Source organism: Massilia sp. LXY-6, assembly GCF_051233485.1.
Classification (GTDB): domain Bacteria; phylum Pseudomonadota; class Gammaproteobacteria; order Burkholderiales; family Burkholderiaceae_D; genus Telluria.
In genome coordinates, this window is the sequence record NZ_JBKFGF010000085.1 from 1 (window position 1) to 25,048 (window position 25,048).

The 25,048-nt window shown below is 65.6% G+C and carries 21 protein-coding genes; 8 read left to right on the forward strand and 13 right to left on the reverse strand.

Annotated elements, in window-relative coordinates; all coding sequences use genetic code 11:
• Window positions 1-374 (forward strand): EAL domain-containing protein (locus ACI48D_RS25395; RefSeq protein WP_435574020.1); only part of this gene is annotated, 374 nt, incomplete at its 5' end.
• On the opposite strand, the gene ACI48D_RS25400 is transcribed toward ACI48D_RS25395, so the two are convergent.
• The 4 genes from ACI48D_RS25400 to ACI48D_RS25415 all read right to left on the reverse strand — a co-directional run bounded on the left by ACI48D_RS25400 (window position 340) and on the right by ACI48D_RS25415 (window position 5,869).
• Complete coding sequence (locus ACI48D_RS25400; protein WP_435574021.1) at window positions 340-1,914, reverse strand: HDOD domain-containing protein; 1,575 nt, start codon at window positions 1,912-1,914, stop codon at window positions 340-342. The two genes, ACI48D_RS25395 and ACI48D_RS25400, sit on opposite strands and share 35 nt — an antisense overlap.
• Window positions 1,911-3,536, reverse strand: coding sequence for a tetratricopeptide repeat protein (locus ACI48D_RS25405; RefSeq protein WP_435574022.1), 1,626 nt, complete (start codon window positions 3,534-3,536; stop codon window positions 1,911-1,913). Before ACI48D_RS25405 ends, ACI48D_RS25400 begins: the two co-directional genes overlap by 4 nt.
• A 173-nt stretch (window positions 3,537-3,709) precedes the next feature.
• Entirely contained in the window at window positions 3,710-4,672 is a 963-nt protein-coding gene (locus ACI48D_RS25410) for a J domain-containing protein (RefSeq protein ID WP_435574023.1), read from the reverse strand.
• A 48-nt stretch (window positions 4,673-4,720) separates the two neighbouring features.
• Complete coding sequence (locus ACI48D_RS25415) at window positions 4,721-5,869, reverse strand: class I SAM-dependent methyltransferase (RefSeq protein ID WP_435574024.1); 1,149 nt, start codon at window positions 5,867-5,869, stop codon at window positions 4,721-4,723.
• A gap of 30 nt (window positions 5,870-5,899) precedes the next feature.
• Between ACI48D_RS25415 and ACI48D_RS25420 the strand changes: the two genes are divergently transcribed.
• The 4 genes from ACI48D_RS25420 to ACI48D_RS25435 are packed head-to-tail and all read left to right on the forward strand — an operon-like array spanning window position 5,900 to window position 8,531.
• Complete coding sequence (locus tag ACI48D_RS25420; protein WP_435574025.1) at window positions 5,900-6,697, forward strand: SDR family oxidoreductase; 798 nt, start codon at window positions 5,900-5,902, stop codon at window positions 6,695-6,697.
• A 9-nt stretch (window positions 6,698-6,706) separates the two neighbouring features.
• The gene (locus ACI48D_RS25425; RefSeq protein ID WP_435574026.1) at window positions 6,707-7,105 is read left to right on the forward strand and encodes a dihydroneopterin aldolase; all 399 of its coding nucleotides are present in this window, start codon (window positions 6,707-6,709) and stop codon (window positions 7,103-7,105) included.
• Entirely contained in the window at window positions 7,102-8,013 is a 912-nt protein-coding gene (gene ttcA, locus ACI48D_RS25430; protein ID WP_435574027.1) for a tRNA 2-thiocytidine(32) synthetase TtcA, read from the forward strand. Before ACI48D_RS25425 ends, ttcA begins: the two co-directional genes overlap by 4 nt.
• 20 nt (window positions 8,014-8,033) lie before the next feature.
• Window positions 8,034-8,531: a SixA phosphatase family protein gene (locus ACI48D_RS25435; RefSeq protein WP_435574028.1), complete on the forward strand. Its 498-nt coding sequence runs from the start codon at window positions 8,034-8,036 to the stop codon at window positions 8,529-8,531.
• Here ACI48D_RS25435 and ACI48D_RS25440 read toward each other — a convergent pair.
• On the reverse strand, window positions 8,528-8,950 hold the full coding sequence (locus ACI48D_RS25440; RefSeq protein ID WP_435574040.1) for a DUF1275 family protein: 423 nt from the start codon (window positions 8,948-8,950) through the stop codon (window positions 8,528-8,530). The two genes, ACI48D_RS25435 and ACI48D_RS25440, sit on opposite strands and share 4 nt — an antisense overlap.
• Window positions 8,951-8,959: 9 nt before the next feature.
• A complete protein-coding gene (locus ACI48D_RS25445; protein ID WP_435574029.1) occupies window positions 8,960-10,444 on the reverse strand; it encodes a right-handed parallel beta-helix repeat-containing protein in 1,485 nt (494 codons plus the stop codon).
• Window positions 10,445-10,720: 276 nt separating this feature from the next.
• Between ACI48D_RS25445 and ACI48D_RS25450 the strand changes: the two genes are divergently transcribed.
• On the forward strand, window positions 10,721-13,573 hold the full coding sequence (locus tag ACI48D_RS25450) for a TonB-dependent receptor plug domain-containing protein (protein ID WP_435574030.1): 2,853 nt from the start codon (window positions 10,721-10,723) through the stop codon (window positions 13,571-13,573).
• A gap of 66 nt (window positions 13,574-13,639) precedes the next feature.
• Here the strand turns inward: ACI48D_RS25450 and ACI48D_RS25455 are convergent, their stop codons facing one another.
• Window positions 13,640-13,879: a hypothetical protein gene (locus tag ACI48D_RS25455; protein WP_435574031.1), complete on the reverse strand. Its 240-nt coding sequence runs from the start codon at window positions 13,877-13,879 to the stop codon at window positions 13,640-13,642.
• A 43-nt stretch (window positions 13,880-13,922) separates the two neighbouring features.
• Here ACI48D_RS25455 and ACI48D_RS25460 point away from each other — a divergent pair, with 43 nt between their 5' ends.
• A complete protein-coding gene (locus ACI48D_RS25460; protein WP_435574032.1) occupies window positions 13,923-15,218 on the forward strand; it encodes a sugar MFS transporter in 1,296 nt (431 codons plus the stop codon).
• A 13-nt stretch (window positions 15,219-15,231) separates the two neighbouring features.
• On the opposite strand, the gene ACI48D_RS25465 is transcribed toward ACI48D_RS25460, so the two are convergent.
• The 6 genes from ACI48D_RS25465 to ACI48D_RS25490 all read right to left on the reverse strand — a co-directional run bounded on the left by ACI48D_RS25465 (window position 15,232) and on the right by ACI48D_RS25490 (window position 24,270).
• Window positions 15,232-15,582, reverse strand: a complete 351-nt coding sequence (locus ACI48D_RS25465) for a glycosyltransferase family 2 protein (protein WP_435574033.1) — start codon at window positions 15,580-15,582, stop codon at window positions 15,232-15,234.
• Window positions 15,582-15,962: a glycosyltransferase gene (locus ACI48D_RS25470; RefSeq protein WP_435574034.1), complete on the reverse strand. Its 381-nt coding sequence runs from the start codon at window positions 15,960-15,962 to the stop codon at window positions 15,582-15,584. Before ACI48D_RS25470 ends, ACI48D_RS25465 begins: the two co-directional genes overlap by 1 nt.
• Window positions 15,963-16,109: 147 nt before the next feature.
• Complete coding sequence (locus ACI48D_RS25475; protein WP_435574035.1) at window positions 16,110-17,870, reverse strand: M14 family metallopeptidase; 1,761 nt, start codon at window positions 17,868-17,870, stop codon at window positions 16,110-16,112.
• Window positions 17,871-18,033: 163 nt separating this feature from the next.
• Window positions 18,034-19,623 (reverse strand): S41 family peptidase, encoded by a 1,590-nt coding sequence (locus ACI48D_RS25480; RefSeq protein WP_435574036.1) that lies wholly within the window; start codon window positions 19,621-19,623, stop codon window positions 18,034-18,036.
• A 76-nt stretch (window positions 19,624-19,699) separates the two neighbouring features.
• Window positions 19,700-20,680, reverse strand: a complete 981-nt coding sequence (locus ACI48D_RS25485; protein ID WP_435574037.1) for a questin oxidase family protein — start codon at window positions 20,678-20,680, stop codon at window positions 19,700-19,702.
• A 32-nt stretch (window positions 20,681-20,712) separates the two neighbouring features.
• Window positions 20,713-24,270: an indolepyruvate ferredoxin oxidoreductase family protein gene (locus tag ACI48D_RS25490; RefSeq protein WP_435574038.1), complete on the reverse strand. Its 3,558-nt coding sequence runs from the start codon at window positions 24,268-24,270 to the stop codon at window positions 20,713-20,715.
• A gap of 165 nt (window positions 24,271-24,435) precedes the next feature.
• Between ACI48D_RS25490 and ACI48D_RS25495 the strand changes: the two genes are divergently transcribed.
• Window positions 24,436-24,936, forward strand: coding sequence for an Lrp/AsnC family transcriptional regulator (locus ACI48D_RS25495; RefSeq protein WP_435574039.1), 501 nt, complete (start codon window positions 24,436-24,438; stop codon window positions 24,934-24,936).
• The last annotated feature ends 112 nt before the right edge of the window (window positions 24,937-25,048 follow it).

Here is a 25,048-nt window from a genome sequence, read left to right on the forward strand (position 1 = left end):
AAAACACCCGCGCCCTGCTGCGCCAGCTGCGCGCGCGCGGCTTCAAGCTGGCGATCGACGATTTCGGCACCGGCTATTCCTCGCTGGCCTACCTGAAGCTGTTCGCGATCGACCGCATCAAGATCGACCGCGGCTTCGTGAAGGACATCGAGAACGATCCGAACGACGCCGCGATCGTCGGCGCGACGATCGGCCTGGCGCATTCGCTGGGCTTGTCCGTGGTGGCGGAAGGGGTCGAGACGCAGGCGCAATGGGGCTTCCTGCGCGACAAGCGCAGCGACGAAGCCCAGGGTTTCCTGTTCGGCCGGCCGATGCCGGCCCGCGAGTTCGGCGACTTCGTCAGGGCGCAAGCGCAGCCAGTACCTGGCCCTTGAGCGCCTTGATCAGCGAGGTTTCGTCCGGCGGCACGCCTTCCGGTGCGGCCTGGGTGCGGTCGGCGTAGAACAGGCCGAGCTGGGCCTGCCCCACCACCAGCGGCAGCACGATGAAGCTCTTCGCATCCGGCAGCAGCTGGCGGTGCCAGGCCGGCAGCAGGTCGCGGATCTTCGGGCTGGCGGCGTCCGAGATCATCAGGTCGGCATTGTTCGCCATCGCCAGGAAGAACAGGTCGCGGCCGGCTGCCGTTCCGGGTGCCGCGGGGAACGCGAATCCCGCCTGGGTCGCGGACTTGTCGGCACCGAAGGACACGCGGGCGCGGTACTGGTCGCGCCGAGCGTCCTTCAGGACCACGGTGGCGAAGCGGAAGCCCATCGCCGTATAGAGCGTCTCCAGCACGGCCAGGATCACCTCGTTGAGCTGGTGCTGGCCGGAGGCGCGCATCTGGGTCACGTCCTGCACCCCGGCCAGCAGCAGTTCGCGCGCATTGCGGGGCTTGCCGCTCGGGTAGCTGCCCTGCTCCGCATCAGACGTGCCCAGGGTGGCCAGCAGCAGCACGTTGGGCAGGCCGTCACCGTCGCTTTCCTGGCGGCGCGGGACCGGCTCCAGGTTCATGCTCTGCAGCAGGCCGCTCATCTCCCGGGCCACCACATCGAACAGCTCGTCGAGCTGGGTACCGTCGATATTCAACGCATGGCCGTAGCGCTCCAGCAGGGCGCGGGCGTCAAGCGTGCCGGACGGCTCGCCGGACTTGGCCAGCAGGCGCGCCACGTCCAGGCTGAACGAGGCCACCTGGCGCATCCATTCGCCGCGGTTGAGCGCCACCTTCAGGCTGCCTTCCGGCAGGGGGCGCTGGGCGCGCATGATTACGTCCGGGATCTTCCATTCGCCCAGCACGGCCTCGGACAGCGCGTCGTAGCTGCAGCCGAGGATCATCTGGGCGGCCTGGCCGAGCTTGTGCTTGCCGGAGGCGACCAGAAGCCCGATCTCGCGGTAGCGCTCGTGCTCGTGGGAGGCCACCAGCAGCGGCCCAAGGTTCTTGAACAAGGCCCCGATCGACGCTTCCTCGGCGCCCTGGTAAAAGCTGTGGCGGGCCATCTCGCGCCCCACTAGGCTGGCGCACAGAGAGGCTTCCAGTTCGAGCCGCACGCTCCACGCATGGTCGCTGCTGGCCAGCGCGTCCACCAGCAGCATCGCCAGTGCGGTGGTCTTGACGTTGTCGAAGCCGAGCAGCGAGATGGCGCGCGAGATCGTGGTGACGGCGGTGCCGGAGGCGGTGCGATACTTGACGGTGTTGGCCAGGCGCAGGATGCGCTGGGTGAGCGCCACGTCGGACAGCACGTAATAGGCCAGCGCATGGGTGCCTTCGTCGTCCGACGACGCCATCTGGACCACGCGCGCGACCGAGCTGCCGAGCGCGAACATGTCTTCGTCGCCGCAGACTTTGTTCAGGAGCGCGGCGCGCACCCGGCGGCGGTCCGTCGCCACGGCGTCGGGAATCTCATCGGGCGCCGATGGCGAAAGGGGTACTGCTTTCATTTTCTGCGCGGGCCTTTGTTGTATTTCATGAGCACCTGCTGGTGCAGGCCGGCCAGCGCCGGCAGTTTCGGGTTGACCGGATCGAGGCGGCGCACGGCGGCGATGTAGGCGACCGCCTGCTGGCCCAGGCGCTCGTCCCAGCCGCCGTTGTCGAGGGCCTTGAGCACCGCCAGGGCCGCGTTGAACGCCACCTGCGGGTTGTCCGGCAGCTTGCCGACCGCTTCCTGCATCATCGCCACCGCGCCCTTGAAGTCGCCCTCCCGGGCCCTGGCGGCGCCGCTGGCGACCAGGTCGACCACCTGCTGGCGGCTTTCCCTGGCGAGCTGCCGGGCCAGGTCGCCGTGGCCGGCCTTCTCGAACACCGCCATCGCGCGGCCCATGGCGGCGCCGTTCTGGGCGTTGCGCATCACTTCGCGCATCACCTCGGCCGCGCCCTCTTCCATGTCGTTCTCGATCGCCACCCGCGCCAGCTCCAGCTTCAGATCCGGCGCCAGCGTGGGCGCCTCCTTGCTGGCGGCCAGCGCGGCCAGCAGCGACTCGTTCAGGCGCGCTTCGTTGCCGGTGTATTCGTGCACCATGCTGGACGCGATCGCGCTGCACAGCGCCGTCCCCTTCTGGAAGGCCATCGACTTGTCGAGGTCGCGGATCACGGCCGCCGCCTGCACCGGATCGCCCTTGCGCACCAGAGTCTGCACCAGGCGCACGTGGTCCTGCGGGTCGCGGAATTCCGAGTACTTGGCCTTGCTGACGACCTGCTTGAGCACCTTCTCGGCGGTGTCGTGGTCGCCGGCCTCGAGCGCGGTCTCGCCCAGCTTGCGCAGGCGCCGCACCGCATGCGGCGACACCGCCACGGCGTCGCCCAGCACCGCCTGCGCCTTGTCCAGCTCGCCGACCGCCTCGTGGGTGCGGGCCAGCCAGTCGTAGGCGTCGACGAAGTTCTTGTTGCTCTCGACCAGGTCTTGGAGGAGCTCCTGGGCCTCCTGGAAACGCTCGCGCAGGAACAGGGTCTTGGCCAGGCCCAGGCGCGCCCAGGCGATCGCCTTGGCCTCGACCAGGCGCCGGTAGATCGGCTCGGCCTGGTCGGCTTCGCCGAGGAACATGTGCAGCTCGGCGCGCAGGCGCATGAAGTCGATCGCGTGGCGCGGATGCCTTTCCTCGCCCTCGAGGCAGGCATCGATCGCCTCGCGCTGGCCGCCGGATGCCATCAGTTCGTACACGGGCAGGAACACCTTGCGCTTGTCCAGCGCGCGCGCGATGCGTTCGAGCAGGCGGTCGGCGGTAAAAGGCTTCAGGATATAGTCGGTCGGGCCGAGCTCGGCGGCGCTGACGACCTTGCCGTAGTCGCCTTCGGCCGTCACCATGAAGAACATGGTCGCCAGCGGCATCAGCTTGTGGTGGCGCACGTCCTCGAGCAGCTGCTGGCCATCCTGGCCGCCTTCCAGCGCATATTCGCACAGCACCAGGTCGTACTGCTTCAGCCCAAGGTACTTGACCGCCTGGTTCGAGCTGCCCGCGTGGTCGACCTTGCTCAAGCCGCACATCGTCAGCATGTTATGGACCGTCGCCCGCATCCCGGCATGCGGCTCGATGATCAGGGCGGTCAGCCCGTCTAGTTCGTTCATATCCCGGTTTTTCCGTGTCTGCCTGCGTTGGGCGTGGGCCGGCAGGCTGCATCGGCCCGCGGCTGTCCGAGTATATTACGTCCAGGGAACAAAATACTTAAATTCACGGCTGAGCAGCCACATGCAGTGTCGTAGAAAACCACAACCCGGTGCTGCCGGCGAACCAGGAAGGCTTAGCGGGCGGCGGCCTGGCGCAGGGCTGCTCGGCGGCCATTCACGCATTCGGCGCGCGAGCCGCCCATCAGGATGTTCTGGTAGCGCACCTCGTACTTGCCGGCCGAGAGCTTGTCGATCAAGAACTTGGTGCGCCCCAGCACGTAGGCATGGCGCACGTTCGAGCGGCGGTCCAGGTCGTAGATCTTGACCAGCACCGGTGAGGGATTGTTGCTGTTGTCGACCAGGATCTGCATTTCCTCGCCCTGGTTGCCGACCGGGTAGCCGTCGATGTAGCCGGACTGGGCCGGCCACGGATCACCGTTCGGCGAGACTTGGCTCTGCAGATCGGTATCGCAGTCGGGCGCGCGCGCCGGCACCACCAGCTGGGTCAGGCCGAGGGCCTTGATGTCGGGCGGCGCTTCGGCCGGGCCCGCTGGACGGGCCCAGCCGTCGTTGCTGGCGTCGATGCCCAGCGGCTCGGGTGGAGAATTCGGCGCGCCGGCGCTCGCGCCGCTCGTTCCGGACGGCTTGCCGGCCCAGGCCAGCGCGGACGGCAATACCTTGGGCGAATCGACCAGCAGCACGGTCAGCACCACCCCGGCCGCAAAAAAGGCCAGCATCCCGGCCCACCAGCGCGGCGCGAGCAGGAAGCGCCAGCGCAAGGGCGCCTCGACCTGGCGCGGTTCCCATTGCGCTTCACCGCGCTGCCCGCGGCCCTCGTCGCCGTGGCTGGTTTCGAGCCACTCGACTTCCCATTCCTCCGAGGCGATCCAGTCGTCGTGCTCCTTGCGGCGCACCGGGTCGGACAGGATGTTGTAGGCGGTGTTGACGATCGCCATGATGCGGGCGGCGCGCTCGTCGCCGGGGTTCTTGTCGGGATGGTATTTCTGGCTCAGTGCCTTGTAGGCCGCACGAATGACTTCCTGCGGCGCGTGACGCGACACTTTCAGGTTGTCATAGTGGGTGTGGATTTTGGCCATAAGGTCAGCATAGCCGGGTTTGTATCCGGCGCGCAAGATATCAAAATCTTAAAGCTTATGAGATCGATCAGCGCGCACGATTGCCGGGTCGAGCTCCACGCCGTGACCAACCAGCAGCACCTTGAACAATTCTCCCATCTCGGCCGGCGACACCAGTTTTTGAACGGCTTTCGACTGCGGCAGGTAGCGCAGCGCGTCCTCGGGATCGGTGCGCAGCAGCAGCTCGCCGATGCCGGCCGCCAGCAGGAAGGAGGCCTGGCTCATGTAGCCGAGCACATCCAGGCCGGCGTCCTGCGCGGCCAGCGCCATGGCGGTGAAGTCGACGTGGGCGGTGATGTCCTGCAGGCCGGGCAGATAAAACGGGTCCGGGTGCGCATGGTGGCGGTAGTGGCACATCAGGGTGCCGCTGCTGCGCTCGTCGAAATAATATTCGTGGGCCGGGAAGCCGTAGTCGACCAGGATCGCCGCGCCCTTGCCATTCTTGAACATCTGCGCCAGCGAGCGCATGAAGCCGCAGCCCACCAGATGCACCTCGGTCAGGTAGCCGTCCTGCAGCGATTCGAAGTCCGGGATCTGGCGCGCGACCTGCTCCAGCAGGGCGGCATCAAGCTGGCCCGGAATCAGGGTGAAGGCGCCACCGCTGATGGTGACGTACTGGCGGGTCCAGCCATCTCCCTCCTTCATGACCAGCTCGACCGGCATGGCGTCCAGCACCTCGTTGGCCAGCACCGCGCCGTGGAAACCGTCGGGGAAGCCGTTCAGCCAGCGCACCTGCGGAAAATCCTTCAGCGCCTCCTGCTGGCGCGCCCGCAGCTCGCCCGACAGTTCGATGATCGTGTAGCTGTCGACGGCCACGCCGATTTCCGCCAGCGCGGTGAGCACGTCGCGCGCCAGCTTGCCGGTGCCGGCGCCGAATTCGATGATGTTGGGGCCACTTTGGGCCATAATAGCGGCGCTTGCTCTCGCCAGCGTGGCGCCGAACAGCGGACTGATCTCGGGCGCGGTGGTAAAGTCGCCGTCCCTGCCCAGCTTGGCCGCACCGCCGCTGTAGTAACCCAGCTTGGGCGCGTACAGCGCGAGCTCCATGAAACGCGAAAACGGGATGGCGCCGCCTTGTTCGGCGATCTCGGCAGCGATCAGGCGCTGCAGGGCTTGGGACGCGGCCAGCGCGTCGCTATTCGGTGCAGGTAGAGACATCCGGCCATTGTAGGACATATCACGTAGAACATGACAGACACCGCTTCCAAGGACCTTCCACCCCACGCCAGCCGCGCCCGCGTGGCCCTGGTGACGGGCGCCGGGCGCCGCATCGGGCGGGAAATCGCGCTTGGCATGGCCCAGGCCGGCTGGGACGTCGCCGTCCATTACCGCGTTTCGCAGGCCGAGGCCGAGGAAGTCGTGCACGCGATCCGCCAGCACGGCCGGCGCGCCGTGGCGCTGCATGCCGACCTGGCGAACGAGCATGCCGTGCGCGCGCTGCCGCGCGACGTCGTCCACCTGCTGGGTGGCCTGGATTGCATCGTCAACAACGCTTCGTTGTTCGAATACGACAAGCCGGACGCATTCTCGCCGGCGCTGCTGGCGGCCCACATGCAGTGCAACCTGGCCGCCCCGCTGCTGCTGGCGCAGGAACTGCATGCCCTCGTGCCGGACGGCGGCCAGGCCGTGGTGGTCAACCTGCTCGACCAGAAACTGTACAATCTCAACCCGGATTTTTTGTCGTACACGCTGTCCAAATCGGCACTGCACACGGCGACGACGATGCTGGCCCAGGCCCTGGCGCCGAAGCTGCGCGTGGTCGGCGTCGCCCCCGGCATCACGATGGTGTCGGGCGACCAGACCGAGGACGGCTTTTCGCGCGCCCACCGGGTCACGCCGCTGGGGCGCTCGTCCACCCCGCAGGACATCGTCGATGCCGTCTGCTATGCAGCGAATGCACGCGCCCTGACCGGCACCACCCTGCTCGTCGATGGCGGCCAGCACCTGATGCCGCTCGAGCGCGACGTGATGTTTTTAACTAAATAAAAGGTTTCTATGTTGTCCGCCCTGTCCCACCCGCAGCTGCGCGATTGCCGCAGGCTGTTCCTGCGCAATTACGAAGTCATGATCAACATCGGCGTACACGACTTCGAGAAGAAGGGCGAGCAGCGCGTCCTGATCAATGTCGAGCTGTACATCCCGCTGGCGATGTCGACGCCGAAGGACGATCAGCTGCATGAGGTGGTCGACTACGACTTCATGCGCGAAACCATCGCCCAGCGCATCGCCCAGGGCCACGTGCACCTGCAGGAAACGCTGTGCGACGACGTGGTCAAGGCCATGCTGGCGCATCCACGCGTGCGCGCCGCCGGGGTGTCGACCATGAAACCGGACGTATACCCCGACTGCGAAGGCGTCGGCGTCGAAGTATTCCAGATCAAGGATGAAGCATGAGTGAAGTGATGGACCTGGCCGACAAGCAGGCCGACAAAGTAGCGTACGAGAACAACAAGCTGCACAAGCGCCTGTGCCGCCTGGTCGGCCAGGCGATCGGCGATTTCAACATGATCGAGGACGGCGACAAGATCATGGTCTGCCTGTCGGGCGGCAAGGACAGCTATGCCCTGCTCGACATCCTGATGACACTGCGCGAGCGCGCGCCGATCAAGTTCGAGCTGGTCGCCGTGAATCTCGACCAGAAACAACCGAACTTCCCGGCCGAGGTGCTGCCGGCCTACCTCGACAAGCTGGGGATCCCGTACCACATCGAGAACCAGGACACCTACAGCATCGTCAAGCGCCTGATTCCAGAGGGCAAGACCACCTGCTCGCTCTGTTCCAGGCTGCGGCGCGGCATCCTCTACCGCGTCGCGGACGAGCTCGGCTGCAACAAGATCGCCCTCGGCCACCACCGCGACGACATCCTCGAGACCTTCTTCCTGAACATGTTCTTCGGCGCGAAGATCAAGGGCATGCCGGCCAAGCTGGTCTCCGACGACGGCAAGCACATGGTGATCCGCCCGCTGGCCTATGTGAAGGAAGCGGATACGGAGCGCTATGCGGAAGTCAAAGGCTTCCCGATCATCCCGTGCGACCTGTGCGGCTCGCAGGAAAACCTGCAGCGCAAGCAGATCAAGGCGATGCTGCGCGACTGGGAAAAGAAGCATCCGGGCCGGGTGGAGAACATCTTCTCGTCGCTCAGCACCGTGGTGCCTTCGCACCTGATGGACCGCGACATGTTCGGCTTCGTCGACCTGAAGACCGACGGCGTGGCGAATCCGAACGGCGACATCGCCTTCGACGAAGAGCCGTGCTCGACGCCGTCCAGCGTCCCCGGCACCATTCCGCTGCAAGCCCTGTAATCCTTCAACCGAGGCCGCCCATGCCCACGTTCCGCCCACTGCTGTGCGCCGCGTTGGCGGCCCTGACCCTGCTGCCCGGCCTGGCGGCGGCGGAACCCTCCGCGATCTACCTCGTGCGCCACGCCGAGAAGGCGGCCGAGGGCAAGGATCCCGACCTGACGCCGCAGGGCCAGACACGCGCGCAGCATATCGCCGCGATGCTGCACCGGGCCGGCATCACGGCCATCTTCAGCACGCCGACCGCGCGCACCCGGCAGACCGCGGCGCCGCTGGCGCAGCGCACCGGCCTGACGGTCCAGCTGTACGACCCGCGCGCTCCCAGGGTCCTGGTCGAGAAAGTGCGCGCCCTGAGCGGCGCGGTGGTGGTGGTCGGGCACTCGAACACCTTGCCGGAACTGGTGAAACTGTTCGGCGGCGCGCCCGGCAGCGAGATCCTCGATGACGAGTTCGACCGCCTGTACCAGCTGCTGCCCGGCGCGGACGGCCAGGTACGGACTATTCTGCTGGGTACGCCTTAAGCAGCCTGCGCTTGCCCCTGCGGTTCCGGCAGCCACAGGTGTACGCACAAGATCGCCGCCGGCACGATCAGGGCCACGAAGCCCACGGCGTGAAACGCGAAGGCGCCGCCCCCGCAACCCAAGGCAAACGCGCGCACCGGCCAGAAGAACTTGGCGCAGCGTGCATGCGTGGCCGCGTCAGCGGTTCCACGCAGGCGGTCGACCGTGTCGATCACGAGCTGGGTCACGTTCCCGGTCATCATCGAGGTCGGCGCCAGATGGCTCAGCAGCAGTTTGCTGGCTGCGCTGTGCGCACCCATGGCCGCCGCGCCCAGCAGGCCCGCCATCATCGCCAGCGCGCCGGCGCTCTTCCCCACCGGCTCGGCCAGCATGCCGCACACCATGAAACCCAGCAGCAGCACCAGTTGCAGCAGGATAATTTGCGGATATTAATCGAAATTTTCGAATATCGGCGCTGCCACCGGAAACAGCAGCCCCAGGACCATATTCCCGAAGATGATGATGTTCGCATCCGTGCTGTCCTGGTAAATCGCGTCGCGCGTGCTTCCCATGAACACGTTGCCGGAAATGACGGTCGGACTGCCATAAATGTAGACAAGCGCGATATGCGCCTGGAACAGGCTCGGTGTCGTGCCGCCGCTGCGCCGGTTCAGGACCGAATGGGTGCAGTTCGAATCCAGCATGTTCGACATGACCATGTGGCCGCCGGTGTCGGGGTATTTGGCCGGGTCGCCGCCGCCATATAACTGGATGCCGTTGCCTTCGTTATTCGAGATGACGTTGCCGTACACCGAGCAGGCGCGGGTTCCGTTGTCCAGGCCGATGCCGACGCCTTCCGAACCGTTGTCCAGCGGACCGCCATAGTTATAGTTGAATCGGCAGGTGTTGTAGCGGATCGTGTGGCCCGATACGGCATCCTGGCCTGCCGTCGACGTCAGCTCGATGCCGCGGCCGTAATAGGTGGGGCTCGCCGTGCCGCCGTTGTAGTTGCAGACATTGCTCTCGATGAGGAAAGACTTGGCTAGCCCGGTGACATGAATGCCGAAATTCATATTGGTGCTGCAGTTGTTGTTGCCCACGTAGCTGTGGTCTCCGCTGTTCAGGAAGATACCCACCAGCATGCCGGTCACGGTATTCCTGTCCACCGTCGCAGCCGCCCCCTGGACCAGGTAGATGCCGATGGCGCCGCGGTTGGGGTTGTAGGTGATGCCGGGTGGCGGCGATACGCGGTTCCCGTGGATCGTGAGATTGGTAAGGAAGGCGCTGCTGCTATAGGTTTCGCAGCGGATGCCATGCGACGAGGCGTTCCCGCCGCCGCGGTGGCGGATGGTGTTGTTCAGCAACCGGGTATCGTCGATCGTGCCGCTTCCGGCCACGAGAATGCCGTGATTTGCATACGCCGGACTGTTGCGGACGACGTCGAGCACGCAGCCGGACACGGTCACGTGCTGTTTGCCGAAGATATACACGCCGGCACAATTCGAGCTGAGCTTGTTATTTTCGAAAACGCAGTTGTTGCCCAGCCAGATGATCGCGACATCGCTGGCTTCCGGCAAGGCGGTATTCCGGATGTCCAGGTTGCGGTAGGTGACGAAATCGCGCTCCTGGTTGAACACCGCGATCGACGCACCATTCGCCGGGGTGGTGGGTGCCCCCGGCAGGACGATGATGGGTTTCGGGCGCGACGGGTCATCGCTGCCGTTGGCACGGTAATACGCGCCGATCGTGATGCGCTGCGATGCGGTCCCGCTTGCCGACAATTGAAAGACGCCCCGGTAGCTGGTGCCCCGTTTTTGCAGGTAGATATTGCCGGGCGCCCAGGTAACGCTAGTCCATGCCTTGAAAGGGCTGGCAAGCGTTCCGTTGCCGGGACCGGGACTGGAGGCGGAAGGATCGATGTAGTAAGTGGCCATGATGGAATCGACAAAGCGTGCGCGCGGCACGGAGCGAGACCAGATTAGGCCTGCTGCAGAGCGCGATTCTTATGGGGTATCAAGGCCAGCGGGGGCCTCGCCCAGATTACATCTTGGTAATAACCCATCCGCTCATATTGACGCTCATATATGCATATGTTCAGATGCTCGCCACTTCCGTTTTTTACCCGAAACGGGTGTGTCCTGCCATTGAGCCCGGTGCTCGCACGCGCGCCGGTGCTCGCGCAGATTTCCATACAAAAGAAAAGGAACAATATGTTCAAGGAGACAATGCTCGCGCGCTCGCTGCGAGTAATTTATTCGGGCGGTATCGTCGCCGGCGTCGGCCTGCTGGCCTTGCCGGCAGCGGCGCAGGATGCGGCAGGCAGCACGCCCGCACCGGCCATGCAGCGCGTGGAAATCACCGGCTCGGCGATCAAGCGTACTGAATCCGAAACCGCGCTGCCGATCTCGGTGCTGACCCACGCCGACCTCGAGCGCACCGGCGCCACGACGGCGCAGGATCTCGTGAGCCTGATCCCGTCGAATTTCGGCGGCGGCGTGCTGGCACAGAACGTCGGCTCGACCGGCAATCCCTCGACCGCCAACCTGCGCGGCCTCGGCCCGCAGTACACGCTGGTGCTGCTCAACGGCCGCCGCGTGGCCAACTATGCCTTCGGCAGCAGCCCGGTCGACCTGAACTCGATTCCGCTCTCGGCGATCGAGCGCGTCGAGGTGCTGCGCGATGGCGCATCGGCCATCTATGGCGCCGACGCGGTTGCAGGCGTGATCAACTTCATCCTCAAGAAGGATTATCAGGGTGCGGAAGTCTCGGCCTACGACACCAAGGTCCAGCAAGGGGGCGGCAACACGCGCAGCTTCAACTTCACCGGCGGCTACGGCGATCTGTCGACCCAGGGCTTCAACGTACTGCTGAGCGCAAACCACGAGACCGACGACGCGCTCAAGGCGACCCAGCGCCCGTACGCCAGCACCGGCGTGCGTCCGGACCTGGGCCTGATCAAGAATTCGCCGCGCAACGGCATCCCCAACTTCAACTTCACGGATACCAACGGCAACAGCTATACCAACGTCAATCCCTTCCGTTACAAGAATTGCGACAACGCTGCCTTCGCGCTGATCCCGATCGGCAGCGCGACCAGGTGCGGCACCGATTACGTCCGCTTCATCGACCTGATTCCGAAAGCCAAGCACGACAACATCGTCGCGCGCGGCGTGCTGCAGCTGAACGACGACAACCAGCTGTACGCCGAAGCCATCCGCACCAAGGACGAGACCACCGCCCACTATTCGCCGGCGCCCTATACCAAGCCGATGATCTACCCGGCGAACGGCCGCTTCTACCCGAAAAGCATCACGCTGCCGAAAGGCATGACCATGCCGGACGGCTCGATCCTCGGCGCCGATACCGCCGTCACCCCTGTCGGCCCGATGAGCGGCACCTGGCGTACCGTGGCCGGCGGCGGCCGTGCCGATATCACCGATACCACGACTACCCGCTTCCTGGTCGGCGCCCGCGGCACCATCGCCGGCTGGGACTACGACACCGCCATCTCGTACTCGAAGAACGAAGGCGTGATCTCGTTCGGCGACGGCCAGTACAGCTATGCGAAGCTGACCCCGCTGATCGCCTCCGGCTCCATCAATGTATTCGGCGACCAGGACGCGAACAGCCTGTCGGCGCTGCAGGGTGCGCGCCTGACCGGCATGGAAAACAGCGCGACCTCGACCGCCAAGGAATTCGATGCCCGCGTGTCCAAGGAACTGATGCAGCTGCCGTACGGCGCGCTCGGTTTCGCCGTCGGCGTCGACATGCGCCACGAAAAACTGGAGCAGGTTTCGTCCGATGCGCTCGCTTCCGGCGACCAGGTCGGCGGCAACGGACCGGTGCCGGGCGTGACGGGCAGCCGCAAGGTGTACTCGGCCTACTCCGAAGTGTCGGTCCCGCTGTACACCCATCTCGACTTCGACATGGCGGCCCGCTACGACAAGTACAAGAACGACTTCGGCACCTCGTTCTCCCAGGTCAGCCCGAAAGTCTCGCTGCGCTGGCAGCCGATCAAGGAAGTCATGGTGCGCAGTTCCTTCGCCGAAGGCTTCCGCGCGCCGACCCTGTACCAGAACCTGCTGCCGTATTCGTATGGCCAGAACACCAACGGCAGTTTCAGCGACCCGGTCCGCTGCCCGGGCGGCCAGCCGATCAAGAGCGCCAATCCGGTCGGTGCGCTCGAGGATGAGTGCAACGTGCAGCTGAGCGCCGCGCGTGGCGGCAATCCGAACCTGCAGCCGGAAAAATCGAAGCAGTACTCGCTGGGCTTCGTGTTCCAGCCGACGCAGCACATCAGCGGCTCGCTCGACTACTGGAACATCAAGATCAATAATTCGATCGTGCAGACCTCGGAGATCGGCGTGCTCGGCAATCCGACGCTTTACCAGGGCAATTACTGGCGCGTCGATCCGAAAACCCTGCCGCTCGATTCGACCGGCAAGCCATCCCTCGACCCGACGGCACTCAACAAGAGCAATACGATCCAAGGCAGCACCAACCCGGACTTCCCGCTGGCCTTCGTCGATCTGCCCTACGCCAACTCGTCGCGCTTCTTCGCCTCGGGCCTGGACCTGAACCTGAACTACAAGCAGAACTTCGCCGGCATCGGTAGCTTCGGCGCCAACCTCGATGGCACCTACTACCTGAAGCACGGCTACCAGTATGCGGGTGTGGCGACTGTCAGCGATCTCGGCAAGTACGAGGACTTCGGTGCGACCCCGCGCTGGCGCCACATCCTGACCTTCAGCTTGAAGAGCGGTGCGTGGACCGCGTCCCTGACGCACAACTACACAGCTGGCTACCAGGACTACACAAACGCCGACCTGATCGGTCCGGATTACCCCTCGGTCCGCCATGTATCGTCGATCAGCACCTTTGACACCCAGCTGGTCTGGAGCCCGATTAAGGCCGTGGACGTGGCCTTCGGCATCAGGAACCTGCTGAACCAGGACCCGCCGAGCTCGCGTAACGACCAGGGCTTCCAGGTCGGCTACGATCCGCAGTACGGCAATCCGCTGGGCCGAATGTTCTACCTGCGCGCGAAATACAAGTTCCTGTAATTCGCATCCGCAGAGCGCTGACGCAAGCGCCGGCCGGGCCAGTCCCGCCGGCGCTTTTTTACGCCCTCAGTCTTTCGGCTTCTGGATCTTCGCGTGGAGTTCGTTCACGGCCATCAGCGCGGCCGAACCGAAGAAGCTGTGGTATTCCGCCACCATCTCGCCATTGACGATCACCGGGTCGTTGGCGCCGAGCGATTTCGCCAGCTCGGCATCGTAGGGAACGGCGGATTTGTCCTGGGCGACGGCGGGAGCCAGCGTGCCCAGCAGGGCTGCGGCAAGGAAGCAAGGTTTTTCACGAAAAGCCATGTAATATTCCTACCTGCCGCTTCAACCCACCTGGACTATTCTTATGCAAATCGGCCACCCTGCCGGCGCTGCGCAAAGCGACGCCTCCCCGCATTCCAACGGCGGCGCGCACCTCGCCAGCCTGCGCGTCTTCGTGTTCGCCCTGTTCTTCACCTTCGGCGGCATCACCAGCCTGAACGACGTGATCATCCCCAAGCTGAAGGACTTGTTTACCCTCAGCTATGCCCAGGCGATGCTGGTGCAGTCGGCCTTCTTTGCCGCCTACTTCATCGTCTCGCTGCCGGCGGCCTCGATCGTGCGCCGCATCGGCTACATGCGCACCGCCGTGGTCGGCCTGCTGACCATGACCGCGGGCTGCCTGCTGTTCATTCCCGCAGCCTCGTCCAGCCTGTTCGGCGCCTTCCTGCTGGCCCTGTTCGTGCTGGCGGCCGGCATCACCATCGTGCAGGTGGTGGCCAATCCGCTGATCTCGATGCTGGGCGCCCCGCAGACGGCCAGCAGCCGCCTGACCTTCGCCCAGGCCTTCAACTCGCTCGGCACCACCGTGTTCCCCTACGTCGGCGCGATCCTGATCCTCGGTTCGCTGGCCAAGGTCGACCAGGCGACGTTGTCGGCGGTGCAGCTGGCGGCCTACCGCGCGGCCGAAAGCCAGGTCGTGGTCCACACCTACATCGGCCTGGCGATCGCGCTGGCCATCGTGGCGGCCATGGTCTGGGCGAATCGCAACAAGCTGGTCGAGCACACCAGCCCGGAAGGCAGCGTGTTCAGCGCCTTCGGCCTGCTGCGGCGGCCACGCTTCGCCTTCGGCACGCTGTGCATTTTCCTGTACGTCGGCGCCGAAGTGGCGGTCGGCTCGCTGATCGTGAACTACCTGATGCAATTCGACGTGCTGGGCCTGGGCGCCGAGGCGGCCGGCAAGCACGTGCCGCTGTACTGGGGCGGCGCCATGGTCGGCCGCTTCCTGGGCGCCTATGTCCTGCGCATCTGCTCGCCGGGCAAGGTGCTGGCCGTGGCCGGCGGTCTCGCCGCCCTGCTGCTGCTGGTATCAAGCAACAGTACCGGCGCCGTGTCGGGCTGGTCCCTGCTGGCGATCGGCCTGGTGAATTCGATCATGTTCCCGACCATCTTCACGCTGGCGTCGGAAGGCCTGGGCGAGCGCGCCGCCGAAGGCTCGGGCTTGCTGTGCGTGGCCATCGTCGGCGGCGCCGTCGTGCCCCTGCTGACCGGCTTCGCGGCCGACCTGTCCAGCCTGCGCCTGGCGCTGGCCGTGCCCGCCATCTGCTACCTGCTGATCCTGGTGTTCGGCTGGTACGCCCGCCGTCCACTGCAGAACTGCTGAACCCTCCCCGCGCTCACGGGCGCAAGTCGGTCCCGGCCGGGCTGGCGCCCGTCCGCCCCCCCTCCTCCGGGTAGGCGCCACGCGCCGGGTTTGCCGCGCGCAGCGTGCGGGCGTTGATCCGGGCACGTTCCTCGTCACGCAGCCAGCCCCACTTGTTGAAGTAGCGTGCCGTCGAGATCAGGTGCTGCGCCAGCCGCCGCCAGTCGCGGTACGACGCCCTTCCATCATCGTGCACCACGGCCACGTGCGGCACGAACACCGTGCGCGCGATGCGGCCCACCCGGCGCGACAGGTCGACATCACTGAAATACAGGAAGAAGCGCTCGTCGAACAGGCCGGCGCGCTGCACCGTCTCGAGCCGCATCAGCAGGGAGCAGCCGGACAGTGCACGCGCGGGGCCAGCAGCCCGACGTCGGGATGCTGTTCCATCCAGGCCAGCAGCTTGCCGATCGCGTCGAGGGGAATCTGGATGTCGGGGTGCAGCACGAAGTGGTAGGCGCTGCCGGCGGCGATGGCGTCGCGCAGCGCCAGGTTATGGGCACGGGCGTAGCCGGGATTGTCGGGCCGGTGCCGGTAGCACGCGCCGAAGCGCTCGGCCGGCGCGCGCAGCGCATCGCTAGGAGAGTTGTCGACCAGGTAGACGAGCAGGTCGGGCTTGGCGGTCGTGACGCTGGCCAGCAGGCGTTCGACCTGATCGCGCCGGCTGCGATAACAGACGATGGAACAACTGGCCGGCGGTGTCATGATCGTCGCTCCCGCCAAAGCGCCATGCCCCGCTGCCACTTTCCTGAGTCGCCCATCGCCGCCCTCCGTATCGACCGCTCGTCCATACAGGATCAGAGCGGCCGCACCGGCCGGGGTTGCAGGCGAATGGCCGGGCTTTGCGCGGAATCAGAGGGCGATGTCGGTGCGCATCACCGGATACAGGTTCAGGCGCTCGTCCCAGGACGGATGGCGGCGCGCGAAGAATTCCAGGCGTGCATGCGGGTTCTTGGCGAAGGCGGCGTCGCTCTCGACCTTGCGGTGGAATTCCGCGGCCAGCGCCGGATCCTGCGCCATCTGCTCGCGCGCGACGTCCTCGGCCACGTACTCTTCCATGTACTCCTTGCGCTCGAAGGCGTTGTTGAATGCGCCCCAGGCCAGCAGCGAATCCGGCGCCTGCGGCTCGAACAGGGCCATCACCAGGCGCGCCTTGGGCTGGGCGATGGGCACGAACAGCGCGCCCTTGCCGACCGCGCGCGGTTCCTGGCGCCAGGTGCCCTGCACCGCCAGGCGCTGGTGCGATTCGAAGGAGCCGGCGGAAAAACTCGCCTTGTCGGCACGGAAGGTCTCGACCTTCGCACTGGCTACAGCATTGTCCAGCCGGCGGAACGCGATGCCGTGCTGGGTCAGCTTGCTTGCGACCATCTGCGCCCAGGCCGCCGGCACCACGTAGCCGGCGCCCGGCGCCCTCACCTGCAGGTCCTCGACCACCTCGTCGCGCAGCGGCACGTGCCAGACCTGCGGCCTGGTTTCGTCGTAATGGGTCATCATCATGCCGGATACGTCGGACATGCTGCGGGTGTAGGCATAGCCCTGGAAGTCGACCATCGTGGTCTTGTCGGTGGTCTTGTAGCTCAGCGCCACCGGCTGGCCGGCCAGGCGCGCGGCGCGCGCATCGGCCGCGCTGGCCGCCTGCTGCCATTCCTGGCCGTGCGCGGCGACCTGGTTCAGGATCGAGACGATGGCATTGTGGGTGATCCGCACGCGGGTCGGGTAATCCTTCCACGAATGGGTCTCGACCAGCAGGGACATCCGGTTACGCAGCAGGAAATATCCGGTCGAGAAGCGCGGCTCGTAGACGGTGTTGACGAAGCCCGAGGCCGGATCGTCGGTGTCCTTGAACGACATGTAATAGGACTGCGGCGAGGAGCCCTCTTTGGTGATGTCGGCGATGACATTCGTGCGCAGCGCCAGGCCGGCCTTGCGGAACTCCGCGTCGCCGGAGTTCACCGGCTCGACCTGGATCGAGACGTCGTGCTGGAACATCGCGCCGTCGGTGACGTGCAGGTCGACATAGGTCAGCGGATCCCAGGCGTTCACCAATGCCAGCATGGCCTGCATCTCGGGCGCGTCGGCCTTCGTGTAGTCGCGGTTCAGGTTGAAGTTCTGGGCGGTGGTGCGCCAGCCCATCTCGACCGGGCCGCGCTGGTTGGGGCGGTTCCATTTGGCGAAGCGCTCGTGGCCGTCGACGTTGAATACCGGCACGAAGAGCAGCACCTGCCTGTCGAGGGCTTCTTTCGCGATGCGATTTTCCAGCATCTCGCGCAGCGCCAGGAAACCGGCGTCCTTGCCGTCGATCTCGCCGGCGTGGATGCCGCCCTGGATCAGGGTCACCGGCAGCTTCTTCTTGCGCGCGGCCTCGGGCGTGAAGGCATTGGCCCGGGTCACGGCCAGCGCCATCATCGGCCGGCCTTCCGGCGTGCTGCCGAACTGGAAGCATTTCACCTGCTTCGGATAGGCCTGCTGGAAGGCGCCGCACAGCTGGATGACTTCGTCGTAGCGGCCGGTGGCCGTGAAACCCGAGCGTTCCGACACGGTGACCAGGTCGGGCGCCGCATGGGCGAAGGGAACGGCAGCCAGCATGGCCAGCATTAAGGCAGAACGAATCATCTTTGAACTCCGGCAAGATTAGAAAGATTTCAAGCCGGAAATTATAGACCTTATAACGTCGTTCCCGCGCAGGCGGGAACCCAAGTTTGTATGCGTTCAGGTAACTCAAGCAGAACCTGGACCCCCGCCTGCGCGGGGCGACGCTGCAAACGCAGCCGGTTAGCTAGCGCTTTTGCGGATAAATCGAAATCTCCTTGAGCTTCGGCCGCACCAGCTCCATCTGCACCGCGCTCGCGCGGGCCGTACCGGAGGACGGGCAGGCATTCGTGGCGCGGTAGGCCAGCGCCGCGGCCAGCACGTTCTCGGCCGGATCGCCGAGCGTGTGGGCGAGGTCGTCGGCCACGGTGCAGGTTGGCGCGAAGCCGTCCGCGAAGTCGCCGAAACCTTTCGCGTTCACGCCCTGGAACTCGATCGAGAAATAGGTCGTGCCGCAGTTGTCGACCGGGGTGAAGCCGTAGGGCTTGCCGCAGGTCTGGCTGCCGATGATGTCGACTTCGACGTCCACGCCGCGCAGGCCGTTGATCACGGCTTCGCTGGCCGAGCAGGTGCCGGCGGTGGTCAGCACCGTCACGCGCCTCAGGCCCAGGTAGGGCAACGCCATGCCCGCCGTCACCGGGTTCGGCGCCGAGAAGCCGTAGGCCGTATTGCGGAACGGGATCGGCGCATCCGGCGCGGTCTTGTTGTTGTAGACCGCGCGCTCGAAGGTCTTGCCGGCCGAGCTGGGCCCCGCGATCATGTAGGCCAGCTCGCTGGCGATGTACAGCAGGCCGCCGCCGTTGTAGCGCATGTCCAGCACCAGGTCGTTCACGCCCTGGCTCTTGAACAGGTTGAAGGCGTCGATCAGCTGCTTCTCGGCCACCGCGTTGTGGTTTTCAAAGGAGAGATAGCCGACCTTGCCGGTCGGGGTGTCGATCACCTTGGTGTTCTTCACGGAATCGCTGGCGACCACTTGCGACACCAGGGTCACGTCGAACTTCGTCGTGCCACGCTGGATCGACAGGCGGTGCGACTCGCCCGCATTGTCGGGGAACAGCCCGGCGTTGATCGCGTCGACGTTGGTGCTGCCGGTGGCGTTGACGAAGTCGATGCCGTCGACCGCCGTCAGCATGTCGCCGCGCTTGATGCCCGCATTCGCCGCCGGCGAACCGGGTTCGACGATGGAAGCCAGCCAGGTGCGCGGCGCGGTGGCGGAATTGCGCGACCAGGTCAGGCCATAGCCGACCTCCTCACCGGCCCGCGACAACGCATCCCACTCGGCCGTCGTGTAGGTGAAGTGGAAGCGGTCCTTCGGCTTGCCCGCGGCCGTCAGCGCGGGCGTCTTCAGCGCCGCGAAATAATCGAGCGTATTCGTGTAGTCGGCCATCCTGATCGTGGTCGGGATCTCGTCGTACCACAGGTAATAGCGGTCGGACCAGCCGCGCAGGAACTTCATTTCGTCCTGCAGCGTGCCCTGGCGGTCCGGGAAGGCGTATCCCTGCGCATCCACGCCCGTGCGCGGCTTGGCGCACAGGTTCTGGTAGTTCATGAAGTCGGTCGGGATCGGGTCCGCCGGCGTGGCCGTTGTGGGCGGCGTGGTCGGGTCTGTGGGAACGGACGGGGGCGCCGGGGTGTTGCCGACCGGCGCCCCGGTGCTTGCGGACGAGCCGCCGCCACCACCGCCGCAGCCGGACAGCAAGACCAGGGCCGCACATACCGACGCGGCAACGTGGGAGAAGACGGCCAGGCGGCCGGGATGTGCATATCGCGAGCTCATGCGCCGATTATAGACGTGCCTGCCTGCGCGATTGCAAGCAACTGTAACAGTGGGGCGGACACGACATCCGCTGTGTTTAAAGGGCAAGCTTGCGCGCCGCGATCCGCAGATAGGCCGGGTTGCCGTACTCCCTGTATTCGCACAGCGCGGAATAGCACAGCTTGATGACGTGGTCGTCGCTGGACAGGATGGCGCGCGCCGCGATCTCCTCTTCCCCGGCCTCGGGGCCATCGGCGCCGGCTTCCGCCCGGCCCGCCTGGCCGGCCGTCACCGTGAGCCAGGCCGCCAGCACCGCCTGCCACAGGTAGCGCCGGGCGAGCGCCTGGTCGCTCGCATAGCGCTGCACGATGCGGAAGGCATGGCAACCGGTGACGACGTGCAGCAGGGTGAAATCCTCGCGCCGCCGGTACGCGTCCAGGCCGAAACCGGCGATCTCGCGCAGCGACGGCGCCGCGGCCGGCTGCACCACGGCGCCCGCCAGTGCCGGGTCCCAGGCGATCTCGAGCATCTTGTCGATGATGATGCCCGGCTTGAAGACGTGGTCGGCCACCTTGCCCCGCAGGTGCCCGGCGATCTGCTCGAGCGTGCCCTCGCTCGGCGCCAGTGACAGCGGCAGCGGCGCGTATTCGCTGGCCCAGTACGCCAACGAAAGCGCAATCTCGTCCTCGAGCCCGCCCTCGATCGCATACGCCAGGCGGATCAAGCCGTGGAAGGCGGACGCCGCCACGCCCGGCATCAGCACCGGCACCCAGTCGTGCAACACGGCCTCCGGCCCGGCCTCGCGGATCCGGTCCTGGAAGAAGGCCGCGAAACGGGAATAGTCGCCGGCGCTGCCCAGGACATCGTGCGGGTCGAGCGCGCTGCTGGGCAGCGCGGCGGGCAGCAGCTTGCGCGCGTAGCCGCCGGCGAAGCGGCGCATCGTGGCCGCATCGGCGCCGAGGCGGTCCAGCGCCAGCAGCGCCATCGGCAAGTGATTGGCCAGCCGGTTGCCGTACAGCGGCGCATGGCGGCGCGACTCCAGCAGCAGCTCACGGCATTCGTCGGACATCGTGCTCATACTTTAATTTAGCACGGCGCGGCTATCTCAAATCAAGCTGCGCGAGAAACCGTGCCGCCCGCATGGAAGGCGGCAAGCAGCTCCGCTTCCTTGCGCTTGGCCGCAGCCAGGTTGCGCTCCTTGACGTGGCCAAAGCCGCGGATGTCTTCCGGCACGCTGGCGATCGCCACGGCCTGGGCGAGGTTGTCCGCGTTCAGCTTCGGCAGCAGGGACTCGACCGTGCGGCGGTATTCACCGATCAAGGCGCGCTCCATCTTGCGCTCCCCGGTGTAGCCGAACACGTCGAACGCGGTGCCGCGCAAGCCTTTCAGCTTGGCCAGCACGCCGAAGGCCTTCATCATCCACGCGCCGAATTCCTGCTTCACCAGGTGGCCCTGCTTGTCCTTTTTGGCCAGCAGCGGCGGCGCCAGGTGGAACTTCAGTTTGACCTCGCCTTCGAACATGTCGTCGATCTTCTGCAGGAAAGCCGGATCGGTGTACAGGCGCGCGACTTCGTACTCGTCCTTGTAGGCCATCAGCTTGTGCAGGTAGCGCGCCACGGCTTCGCTCAGGCGCGTGCCCTTTCCCAGCTTTTCTTCAGCGGCGCGGACCTGGTCCACAAAGGCCTTGTATTGCTGTGCGTAGGCCACGTTCTGGTAGGCGCTCAAGAGTTCGACGCGGCGCTTGACCAGGTCGTCGAGCGACTGGGTGCGCTTGAACTCGATGACCTTGGCCGGGGTCGTCAGCCTGGTCACGGACGCGAGGTCGTGGGCTGCCGTACGGCCCCAGTTGAAGGCGGCCTTGTTGAACGGAATCGACACGCCGTTCAGCTCGATCGCCTTCATGATCGAGGCTTCCTGCAGTGGCACCTGGCCCTTCTGGAAAGCGTAGCCGAGCATGAACATATTGGTGGCGATGGCGTCGCCCATCAGCGTGGTGGCGATCTGGCCGGCGTCGACGAAATCGACCTTGTCCGCGCCGCAGGCCTGCACGATCGCGCCCTTCGAGCCTTCGCCCGGGAACTGCCAGTCCGGGTTCGTGATGAAGGCGGCGGTGGTGGCGCCGCTGTTGTTCACGAACGCCTTGGTGCGGCCCTCTCCCATGCGCGACAGGGCGTCGCGGCTGGCGGTGACGATCTGGTCGCAGCCGATCACCAGGTCCGCGCTGCCGGTGCCGACGCGGGTCGCGTGCAGGTCGGACTGTTTATCCGCCAGGCGCACGTGCGACATCACCGGTCCGCCCTTCTGGGCCAGGCCGCTCATGTCCAGCACCAGCGCGCCTTTGCCTTCGACGTGGGCGGCGACAGCCAGGATCTGGCCGACCGTGACCACGCCGGTGCCGCCGATGCCGGTGACCAGGATGCCGAAAGGTTCAAGCGTTGCCGGGATGGCCGGGGCAGGCAGTGCCGGCGGTGCGGCTTCAGTGCTGGCTGCCTTCTTTGGCTTCTTCAGGCCGCCGCCCTCGACGGTCACGAAACTCGGGCAGAAACCGGTAACGCAGGAAAAGTCCTTGTTGCACGAGGACTGGTTGATCTGGCGCTTGCGGCCCAGTTCGGTTTCCAGCGGCTCGACCGACAGGCAATTCGACTGCTTCGAGCAGTCGCCGCAGCCTTCGCAGACGGCTTCGTTGATCACGGCGCGCTTGGCCGGATCCGGGTAGGCGCCCTTCTTGCGGCGGCGGCGTTTTTCGGAGGCGCAGGTCTGGTCGTAGATCATCGCCGACACGCCTTGTACCTCGCGCAGTTCCTTCTGCACATCCATCAATTCCGCACGGTGGCGCACGGTGACGCCCTCGGCCCACGGATAATCCGCCGGATATTTCTCGGGCTCGTCGGTGACGACGATGATCGGCTGGACGCCCTCGGCCGCCAGCTGGCGGCTGATCTTGGCCGGGTCGAGCGGACCGTCGTGGGTCTGGCCGCCGGTCATCGCGACCGCGTCGTTGTACAGCAGTTTATAGGTGATGTTGACCTTGGCCGCGACCGAGGCGCGGATCGCCAGCACGCCCGAGTGGAAATAGGTGCCGTCGCCGAGGTTGGCGAACACGTGTTTTTCATCCGTGAACGGGGCCTGGCCGATCCAGGTCGTGCCTTCCGCCCCCATGTGGGTAAAGGTCGAGGTTTCGCGGTCCATCCACAACACCATGTAGTGGCAGCCGATGCCGGCCAGCGCGCGCGAGCCTTCCGGCACCTTGGTCGAGCTGTTATGCGGGCAGCCCGAGCAGAAGAAGGGGATGCGGTCGGTTTCCGGATTCGCCTTGGCCGGGATCGCCTTCAAGACGGCTTCCTTGGCTTCCAGGAAGGCAATGCGTTCCTGCACGCGCTGCGCCACCGGATGGCCGGCGCAGTAATGCTTGACACGCGATGCGATGGCGCGCGCGATCTGGGCCGGGTTCAGCTCGTAGGTGCCGGGCAGCAGCCAGTCGCCCTGGCCGGAGCGGTTCTTGATGCTCCATTCGCCGCTGTCGTCGAACTTGCCGACCACACGCGGACGCTCGCCGTCCGGCAGGTTGTACAGCTCTTCCTTCAGCGCGTATTCCAGCACCTGGCGCTTCTCTTCGACCACGATGATCTCGTCCAGTCCTTGCGCGAACTCGTGCACGCCGACGGAATCGAGCGGCCAAGTCATGCCGACCTTGTACACGCGCAGGCCGATGTCGCGCGCCGCCTGCTCGTCGATGCCGAGGTCGGCCAGGGCCTGGCGGGTGTCCAGGTAGCTTTTACCCGCGGTGATGATGCCGATCTTCGGGTTCGGGCTGTCCCAGATAATATTGTTCAGCTTGTTCGCGCGCGCATACGCCAGCGCCGCGTACCACTTGTAGTTGTTCATCCGGACTTCCTGGTCCAGCACGGCGTCCGGCCAGCGGATGTTCAGGCCGCCCGGCGGCATCTCGAAGTCGGTCGGGATCACGGGCTGGACGCGGTCCGGATCGAGGTCGACCACGGCACCGGATTCGATGATGTCGGTCACGCACTTCATCGATACCCACAGGCCGCTGTAGCGGCTCATGGCCCAGGCGTGCAGGCCGTAGTCGATGTATTCCTGCACCGACGACGGGAACAGCACCGGCATGCCGACGTGGTGCAGGATGTGATCGGACTGGTGCGCGGTGGACGAGGACTTGGCGGCATGATCGTCGCCGGCCAGCACCAGCACGCCGCCATGCTCTGCGGAACCTGCATTATTGCCGTGCTTGAAGACGTCGCCACAGCGGTCCACGCCCGGACCCTTGCCGTACCACATGGCGAACACACCGTCGTACTTGGCGTCCTTGAACAGGTTGGTTTGCTGGGTGCCCCAGACGGCGGTCGCCGCCAGGTCTTCGTTCATGCCCGGATGGAAGTGGACGTGGTGGGCTTCCAGGTGTTTCTTCGCCTTCATGGCGGTCTGGTCGACCGCGGTGACGGGCGAGCCGCGGTAGCCGGTGATGTAGCCGGCGGTGTTCAGGCCGGCTTGCTGGTCGCGTTCGCGCTGCAGCATCGGCAGGCGGATCAGCGCCTGGGTGCCGGTCATGAAGGCGCGGCCGCGGGCCAAAGTCCATTTGTCGTCCAGCGTGATCTCGTGCGCAGGCGGCTGCGGCTCCAGCTGGGAGCGGTCCAGGGGTGCGTTCATTGTGTCTCCGTTGTTGTGCGGGCGGTCGTCCCCAGGGGTGGTAGAGTCCGCGCCATTGTTATCGCCAGTATATTCCCGCTCCCCGGCCATTAAATTTCAATCGATTCCCCCCATGCATTGAATTGCGCAATAAAATTGCGGCACAACTGAAGAGTGAGGGAAGTCATGTCAAAAATCGAGCTGGATAAAACCGATAGGAAGATCCTGGCCATCCTCCAGGCCGATGGCCGCCTGTCCAACCAGGACGTGGCCGAGCGTGTCAACCTGTCGCCATCGCCCTGCCTGCGCCGCATCAAGCGACTGGAAGAAGCCGGGGTGATCCGCCAATACGTGGCGCTGCTCGATGCGGACAAGCTGGGCCTGGGCCTGCTGGCCTATGTAAATGTGCGACTGGAAAAGCACGCGGAAGGCGCGCCGAACGCACGCGTGCCGGCGACCTCGCCGCGCTTCGAATTCGCCCAGGCCGTGTCGGCCTGGCCGGAAGTCGTGGATTGCTATGCGATGACGGGGGAGATGGATTTCCTGCTGCGCGTGCACGTGGAAGACATGGACCACTTCTCGCGCTTCATGATGGGCACGCTGTTGCGGCACCCGGCGGTGCTGGACGTGAAATCCAGCTTTGCGCTGCAGCGGATCAAGGAAACGACGGCGCTGCCGATCGTGTAGAGCAATGGGATGGACGCCCCCACCCGTAACGGCATCGATGTGCCAAAGTGGAAGTATCGAGCAACCACTTGAACCGAGGGGGGCGTCATCATGGAGATTACGACAGTTGGCA

Excerpts from the sequence above, each read along its gene's own strand:
- ACI48D_RS25400 (WP_435574021.1), bottom strand. The coding sequence starts at position 1,914 with ATGAAAGCAGTACCCCTTTCGCCATCGGCGCCCGATGAGATTCCCGAC.
- ACI48D_RS25405 (WP_435574022.1), bottom strand. The coding sequence starts at position 3,536 with ATGAACGAACTAGACGGGCTGACCGCCCTGATCATCGAGCCGCATGCC.
- ACI48D_RS25410 (WP_435574023.1), bottom strand. The coding sequence starts at position 4,672 with ATGGCCAAAATCCACACCCACTATGACAACCTGAAAGTGTCGCGTCAC.
- ACI48D_RS25415 (WP_435574024.1), bottom strand. The coding sequence starts at position 5,869 with ATGTCTCTACCTGCACCGAATAGCGACGCGCTGGCCGCGTCCCAAGCC.
- ACI48D_RS25420 (WP_435574025.1), top strand. The coding sequence starts at position 5,900 with ATGACAGACACCGCTTCCAAGGACCTTCCACCCCACGCCAGCCGCGCC.
- ACI48D_RS25425 (WP_435574026.1), top strand. The coding sequence starts at position 6,707 with ATGTTGTCCGCCCTGTCCCACCCGCAGCTGCGCGATTGCCGCAGGCTG.
- ttcA (WP_435574027.1), top strand. The coding sequence starts at position 7,102 with ATGAGTGAAGTGATGGACCTGGCCGACAAGCAGGCCGACAAAGTAGCG.
- ACI48D_RS25435 (WP_435574028.1), top strand. The coding sequence starts at position 8,034 with ATGCCCACGTTCCGCCCACTGCTGTGCGCCGCGTTGGCGGCCCTGACC.
- ACI48D_RS25445 (WP_435574029.1), bottom strand. The coding sequence starts at position 10,444 with ATGGCCACTTACTACATCGATCCTTCCGCCTCCAGTCCCGGTCCCGGC.
- ACI48D_RS25450 (WP_435574030.1), top strand. The coding sequence starts at position 10,721 with ATGTTCAAGGAGACAATGCTCGCGCGCTCGCTGCGAGTAATTTATTCG.
- ACI48D_RS25455 (WP_435574031.1), bottom strand. The coding sequence starts at position 13,879 with ATGGCTTTTCGTGAAAAACCTTGCTTCCTTGCCGCAGCCCTGCTGGGC.
- ACI48D_RS25460 (WP_435574032.1), top strand. The coding sequence starts at position 13,923 with ATGCAAATCGGCCACCCTGCCGGCGCTGCGCAAAGCGACGCCTCCCCG.
- ACI48D_RS25465 (WP_435574033.1), bottom strand. The coding sequence starts at position 15,582 with ATGCGGCTCGAGACGGTGCAGCGCGCCGGCCTGTTCGACGAGCGCTTC.
- ACI48D_RS25470 (WP_435574034.1), bottom strand. The coding sequence starts at position 15,962 with ATGACACCGCCGGCCAGTTGTTCCATCGTCTGTTATCGCAGCCGGCGC.
- ACI48D_RS25475 (WP_435574035.1), bottom strand. The coding sequence starts at position 17,870 with ATGATTCGTTCTGCCTTAATGCTGGCCATGCTGGCTGCCGTTCCCTTC.
- ACI48D_RS25480 (WP_435574036.1), bottom strand. The coding sequence starts at position 19,623 with ATGAGCTCGCGATATGCACATCCCGGCCGCCTGGCCGTCTTCTCCCAC.
- ACI48D_RS25485 (WP_435574037.1), bottom strand. The coding sequence starts at position 20,680 with ATGAGCACGATGTCCGACGAATGCCGTGAGCTGCTGCTGGAGTCGCGC.
- ACI48D_RS25490 (WP_435574038.1), bottom strand. The coding sequence starts at position 24,270 with ATGAACGCACCCCTGGACCGCTCCCAGCTGGAGCCGCAGCCGCCTGCG.
- ACI48D_RS25495 (WP_435574039.1), top strand. The coding sequence starts at position 24,436 with ATGTCAAAAATCGAGCTGGATAAAACCGATAGGAAGATCCTGGCCATC.